General features: G+C 62.9%; 5 protein-coding genes. All 5 read left to right on the forward strand.

What is annotated here, in order from left to right; translation table 11 throughout:
- Window positions 1–434 precede the first annotated feature (434 nt).
- The 5 genes from ACTIFE_RS08715 (at window position 435) to ACTIFE_RS08735 (ending at window position 5,733) form a co-directional block, all read left to right on the forward strand.
- Window positions 435–1,022: a hypothetical protein gene (locus tag ACTIFE_RS08715; protein WP_439528756.1), complete on the forward strand. Its 588-nt coding sequence runs from the start codon at window positions 435–437 to the stop codon at window positions 1,020–1,022.
- A gap of 228 nt (window positions 1,023–1,250) precedes the next feature.
- Window positions 1,251–2,576 (forward strand): NAD(P)/FAD-dependent oxidoreductase, encoded by a 1,326-nt coding sequence (locus ACTIFE_RS08720; RefSeq protein ID WP_439528757.1) that lies wholly within the window; start codon window positions 1,251–1,253, stop codon window positions 2,574–2,576.
- Window positions 2,577–2,590: 14 nt separating this feature from the next.
- Window positions 2,591–3,481 (forward strand): DUF1365 domain-containing protein, encoded by an 891-nt coding sequence (locus ACTIFE_RS08725; protein WP_439528758.1) that lies wholly within the window; start codon window positions 2,591–2,593, stop codon window positions 3,479–3,481.
- 11 nt (window positions 3,482–3,492) lie between these two features.
- Window positions 3,493–4,773, forward strand: coding sequence for a class I SAM-dependent methyltransferase (locus ACTIFE_RS08730; protein WP_439528759.1), 1,281 nt, complete (start codon window positions 3,493–3,495; stop codon window positions 4,771–4,773).
- A 156-nt stretch (window positions 4,774–4,929) separates the two neighbouring features.
- Window positions 4,930–5,733 carry a transporter substrate-binding domain-containing protein gene (locus ACTIFE_RS08735; protein WP_439528760.1) on the forward strand — a complete coding sequence of 268 codons (804 nt, stop codon included), beginning with the start codon at window positions 4,930–4,932 and terminating at the stop codon, window positions 5,731–5,733.
- The last annotated feature ends 267 nt before the right edge of the window (window positions 5,734–6,000 follow it).

A 6,000-nucleotide genomic window follows, 5' to 3' on the forward strand; every position in this document is an offset into this window, starting at 1 on the left:
GTGGCGCCCAAGAAACTTGCCATTTTCATCGCTGAAGCGGAACCAAACCCGCCGCAACGCGTTAATCATTTGGCAAGACGCCCGCAAGTCCGGGATCACGAAAGTATGAATGCAGGAAAGCGCCCCTGTCATTTTATCGAATCCCCAGCGGAAGTCCCTGATTTGCTTTGTTGGTTCTTGCAGAGCCACAAATCACCAACAATAAAAATGGTTAAAACTTTAATGTTCACACCGCCAAAATGTGATCTGCACTACAGGTTTCTTAGGAACTGTGGTGTAATGATGGTTCTCGCCAGGCGGCACGGAGGCAACAGGTCGGATACCAGCCCGGGACCATAACCCGGACAACCGACCCACGCGCTGGAGTTCCAGCGCAAGCAGACTTCCCGACGCCTGGTGACCCGGACGTGAATGTCATGCCGTGGGAGGCACAAATGACTGGTCCCTTTCGAATCGCCGCTCTGGCGGCAACCGCATCGCTTTTCCTGTTCGCAGGCGCGGCCCATGCCGGACTTGCGGAAGAACGCCACATGCTGCCGGACGACAATCTGGCCGTGACCGTCGCCAGCGCCACGGCAACGGTCACAGAGGGTGAAGACCTGTCGATCTGGGTCGGCGAAGTCGAACTCCAGGGCCGCTCGGCCATCTGGGTCGAACTCATCGATGCCGAAGGCGAAGTCATCTACAACGCCGAGATCGGACAGAACGAGACCCATCTGCTGCCGGACGGACGGGCCATCATGGTCACCGCGCTGAACACCGAGACGACCGTCGCCAAGCAGGATGACTCGCGCGTTCCCAGCGAAACCTCGATCCTCGTCACGCGGCGGATTGTCGACGACAAGGGCGACAGGACAGCTGTGGAGTTCATCGAGGAAACGCCACGCGACACGCAGCCAAAGCTGATCGAGGTCGCCCATGTGGGCGAGGCGATCTGGGCGGCCGTCGTGGCATTGTTCACCGGAGCTGTGGACACGGTGCGTGTCGCCTGGTCCTGGCTGGTCGAGACCCTGCACGCCTGATCGCGCGCCACCTGCCCCTTCCACGTTGCCCGTTCGCGGCCGCGGCCTTCTCGCTGCGGCCCTTTTGCTGTCCGCCAGCCTGTGCCGAACGGCTTTCAGGCGCGGTGCGACAAAAAGCTCACCCTGCCTGATCCGCGCCCGCCGATGTCGCGTAAGATCCACAAATGCAAGGATATTCGGCGACGTTCAGCAGGCCGGACCTATCCGACCTGCTCAGAAGGACCATACATGCGCATTGCGATCATCGGTTCCGGCATTTCCGGCAACAGTGCCGCCTACGCCCTTTGCGATCAGCACGACGTGGTCCTTTACGAAAAGCGCCTGCGCCCCGGCGGCCACAGCGCCACCGTCGACATCGACTATGACGGCGTAGAAATGGCGGTCGACACCGGCTTCATTGTCTACAATGAACTGAACTATCCCAACCTGACCGCCCTTTTCGCCCATCTGGGTGTTGCGACCGAGGCGAGCGACATGAGCTTTGCCCTGTCGGTCGACGGCGGAGCAAGGGAATGGGCTGGAACCAACCTCGACACGGTGTTTGCGCAGCGCTCCAACCTGGTCTCGCCGCGCTTCCTGTGGATGCTGCGCGAAATCCTGCGCTTCAACCGCATCTGCCCCAAGGACCGGGCAGCGGGGCTGGTGAAGGGGCTGTCGCTGGGCGACTACATGGCGCTGCGCAAGTTCTCCCGCGCCTTCATCGACGACTATCTGGTGCCGATGGGCGCTGCGATCTGGTCGACACCGCCGAGCCAGATGCTGGCTTTCCCGGCGGAGTCCTTCATCTCCTTCTTCGAAAATCATCGCCTGATCAACTTTGACCGGCCGATCTGGCGCACCGTCTCGGGCGGCAGCCGGAATTACGTGCACCGCCTGATCGATCCGCTGAAGGGCAATGTCCGGCTCGGAACGCCGGTGGCCGGAGTGCGCCGCGAGGGCGGCAAGGTGCATGTGCGCGATGTCTCGGGCCATACGGATGTGTTCGACCAGGTGATCCTGGCCAGCCATACCGACCAGACGCTGGCCATGCTGGAAGACCCGAGTGACGACGAACGCCGGATCCTCGGCGCGATCCGTTATCGCCCCAATGCAGTCTACCTGCACCGGGACCTCGCCCTCATGCCGAAGCGCAAGCGGGTGTGGTCATCGTGGAACTACATGGCGCGCACCGATGCCGAGGCTGGCACCGATGTCAGCGTCAGCTACTGGATGAACCTGCTGCAGAACCTTGACAGGTCCCGGCCGCTGTTCGTCAGCCTCAATCCGCCCGAGGCGCCGCGCGAAGAGCTGACCTTTGCCCGCTTCACCTATGATCATCCGCAATTCGATGCCGCCGCACTGGCCGCACAGAAGGAATTGCCGCGCATCCAGGGCGTGAACCAGCTGTGGTACTGCGGGGCCTGGGCGGGCCATGGCTTTCATGAGGACGGTCTCGTCTCCGGCCTCAAGGTGGCCCGAGCCCTCGGCGCGGTCTTGCCTTGGGACACGGTTGCGGGCACGCTCGATCCGTTGCGGGATGGCAGACCGGCTTCGGTGGCCGAAGCCGCACAGTAAGGCGGCCCTGTGCCATGGCAGACACGTCTCATCATCAGCGGGCAGGAAACGGCCCGCCGCCGCATGCTCCGGTGACGCTTTACACCGGGCAGGTGATGCACGCGCGCATGAAACCGGTGCCGCACCGGTTCACCTACGCCGTGTTTTCAATGCTGATCGACCTCGACCAGTTGGACGCGGCCAACGCAACATCTGCGCTGTTCTCTGTCGGACGGTTCAACCTTCTGTCGTTCCACCAGCGCGACCATGGCCCGCGCGACGGCAGTTCGCTGCGGGCCCATGTCGACCGGCTGCTGATGGAGGCGGGACAGGGGCGACCGGCGCGGGTGCTGCTGCTCGCCTATCCGCGCCTCCTTGGCTACGTGTTCAACCCGCTCGCGGTCTACTATGCCTATGATGCCGCAGGGACGCTGAGCGGCGTCATCTACGAAGTGCGCAACACTTTCGGGGACCTGCATACCTATGTTGCGCCAGTGACCGACGGGCAATTGAGTGCAGCGGGCCTGCGCCAGGACCAGGTGAAGGCCTTCTATGTCTCGCCGTTCCTGGACATGCAGCAGCATTATCATTTCCGCCTACTGCCGCCAGGCCAGTCGGTCCGCATCCGCATCCTGGAGACCGATCCGGAAGGCCCGATCCTGTCGGCGACCTTCACCGGCAAGGGCGAGCCGGCGACCAGCGCCGCGATCGCAAAGGCCTGCCTCCGGTTCCCGCTGATGACCCTGAAGGTCATCGCCGGCATTCACTATGAGGCCCTGAAGCTGTGGCTGAAGGGCATCCGCTTCCATTCCCGCCCGCGGACACCGGACACCGGCCCTGCCAGTTCAGCCAGTCCGGCCAACCCGGTCGTTCCAGACAGAAAACCCATGCCAAGCCCCCGCCCTGAACCTTACGGGCATGCCTGATGGAGGTTCCAATGACCCATGTTGCCGAAGCCGCAGCCCCGAGCGCGGCCCACGCTGCCCCCCTTTCCTCCGCCATCAAGGTCACGCCGGACAATGCCAGGCAAGTGCTTGCCGGCCTGCCGCGCTTCGTGCGCATGGGCATGCGCATCGTGCTGGGACTGGAATATGGACGGCTGACCATCACCACGCCGGACGGGCGCTGCTTTCTCATTGAAGGAAAGCACCCGGGGCCGGACGGGGTGGTCAGCGTGCATGACTGGCGCTTTGTCCGGATGGCGGTCGAGGGCGGCGATGTCGGTGTCGGCGAGGCTTTCATGCTGGGCTTCTGGTCGAGCCCGGACGTGACGACCTTCCTCGAGCTGTTCTGCGTCAACCGGGATGCGACGGAGAAGAAGCTGCAGGGCAGCGCCCTTTTCCGCATCGCTATTTCGCTGCGCCACTGGTTCAACCGCAACACCCGCAAGGGCTCGCAGAGGAACATTTCAGCGCATTACGATCTCGGCAATGCATTTTACCGCGAGTGGCTCGATCCCTCGATGACCTATTCCTCCGGTCTCTATGAGGGGCGGGCCGCTACGCTGGAGGAAGCCCAGGCGCAGAAATACCGCGCGCTGGCGGAGGCTGCCGACATCCGGCCCGGACATAAGGTGCTGGAGATCGGCTGCGGCTGGGGCGGATTTGCCGAGTTTGCGGCACGGGAAGTTGGCGCGCATGTGAAGGCGCTGACAATATCCCGCGAGCAGTTCGACTATGCGCGCGAGCGCATGTTCAAGGCCGGGCTCAACGACAAGGTCGAGGTGGTGTTCCAGGACTATCGCGACGAGCGCGGGGTCTATGACCGGATTGCCTCGATCGAGATGTTCGAGGCCGTGGGCCGCGAGTACTGGCCGACCTATTTCGAGAAGCTGGCAACCTGCCTGAAGCCAGGCGGCATGGCCGGGCTGCAGATCATCACCATCCAGGACCGTATGTTTGCCGACTATGCCCGGCGGCCGGACTTCATCCAGCGCTACATCTTCCCAGGTGGCATGCTGCCGCCGCCCGGCAAGCTGACGGAAATCGGCGGCAAGACCGGGCTGGACCTGAAGACCCAGAAGATCTTCGGCCAGGACTACGCCCGCACGCTGGCCGAGTGGCGCGACCGGTTCCGCGAGGCCTGGCCCCGGATTTCCCCACTCGGCTTCGACGAACGCTTCAAGCGGCTCTGGGAGTTCTACTTCCATTATTGCGAGGCCGGCTTCCGCGCCGGGAACATCGATGTGCGCCAGATGGTCTATGTGAAGGCGGGCTGACCCACTGACTGCTTCACTGACTGCCCCACTGGCAGACAAACAGGCTGACGGACCGCAAGGCGAAGGGCTGTTTTCCTGCAGCCCTTCGCCTTGCAACCGACAGGGCAGCCAGCTAACAGTGACGGACGTTCCGAACCTCACGGGAGTAGAGAATCCATGCGTCTTGCCACCACCTTTTTCCGTCTCGCCGGCGGTCTTGCAACCGTCCTCCTGCCCGTTCTTGCTGGCGGAGCCATGGCTTCCGAGGTACCGGACCTGAAGGGACGCGAAGTGGTGGTGGTGACGGAGAACGCCTATCCGCCGCTGCAGTTCATCGACAAGTCCGGGCAGGCGGTCGGCTGGGAGTATGACGCGGTGGCCGAGATCGCCAAGCGGCTCAACATCAAGGTCATCTATCAGAACTCCAGCTGGGACGCGATGATCCCGGCCGTCTCAGCCGGCGAATACGACATCGGCATGACGGGCATCACCATCCGCGACGACCGCAAGGACAAGGTGGATTTCTCCGAGCCCTACATGCGCTCGGAAATGATCATGCTGGTGCGGGCCGACGAGACGCGCTTTACCGATGCCAAGGGCTTCGCCGCCAATCCGGACCTGCTGATGGCGGCCCAGCCGGGCACGACGCCGTTCTATGTCGGTGTCTATGAAGTGCTGGACGGCAACGAGGCCAATCCGCGCATCAAGAAATTCGAGACCTTCGGCGCCGGCGTTGCCGCCCTGCGCGCCGGCGATGTCGACCTGGTGCTGACCGACGGCACCGCCGGGCCGGGCTATGTCTCGACCTCGAACGGCACGCTGAAGATCGTCGGCGAGAAGCTCGGCACCGAGGATTTCGGCTTCATCTTCAAGAAGGGCTCGGACCTCGTCACCCCTGTCTATCCGAGCGCCTCTTGCCAGATTGATCTGGTGGAGCGTGAATGGTCCGCGGGCGGAGCACCGTGTCATCCCTGGTTTTGAGAACCGTTGGCCAGCGTGGTGTCCGCCCGCGTACCTGCGTCATCCCGAACAGTTGAATGAGGGCCGCAGTTGCGGCGCCTCGCAGGACAAGGACGGGCGATGAACACTCTACCATCTTCAATATTGTCCATCGACATCTCAAAAGATCATCTCGACACGGACGGCTGGCCTGTTTCGTGGCGGCGGCACCTGGGCAACACGAGGGCCGGGATTGCCTCGCTGATCGAGAAAGCCAAGGCTCTTGAGGCCTTTGTCATCTTCGAGGCG

The sequence above is a fragment of the Pannonibacter sp. genome (assembly GCF_051860505.1).
Lineage (GTDB): Bacteria > Pseudomonadota > Alphaproteobacteria > Rhizobiales > Stappiaceae > Pannonibacter.

What these genes read in the sequence shown, in the direction of transcription:
- ACTIFE_RS08715 (WP_439528756.1), top strand. Translation starts at nt 435, where the DNA reads ATGACTGGTCCCTTTCGAATCGCCGCTCTGGCGGCAACCGCATCGCTT.
- ACTIFE_RS08720 (WP_439528757.1), top strand. Translation starts at nt 1,251, where the DNA reads ATGCGCATTGCGATCATCGGTTCCGGCATTTCCGGCAACAGTGCCGCC.
- ACTIFE_RS08725 (WP_439528758.1), top strand. Translation starts at nt 2,591, where the DNA reads ATGGCAGACACGTCTCATCATCAGCGGGCAGGAAACGGCCCGCCGCCG.
- ACTIFE_RS08730 (WP_439528759.1), top strand. Translation starts at nt 3,493, where the DNA reads ATGACCCATGTTGCCGAAGCCGCAGCCCCGAGCGCGGCCCACGCTGCC.
- ACTIFE_RS08735 (WP_439528760.1), top strand. Translation starts at nt 4,930, where the DNA reads ATGCGTCTTGCCACCACCTTTTTCCGTCTCGCCGGCGGTCTTGCAACC.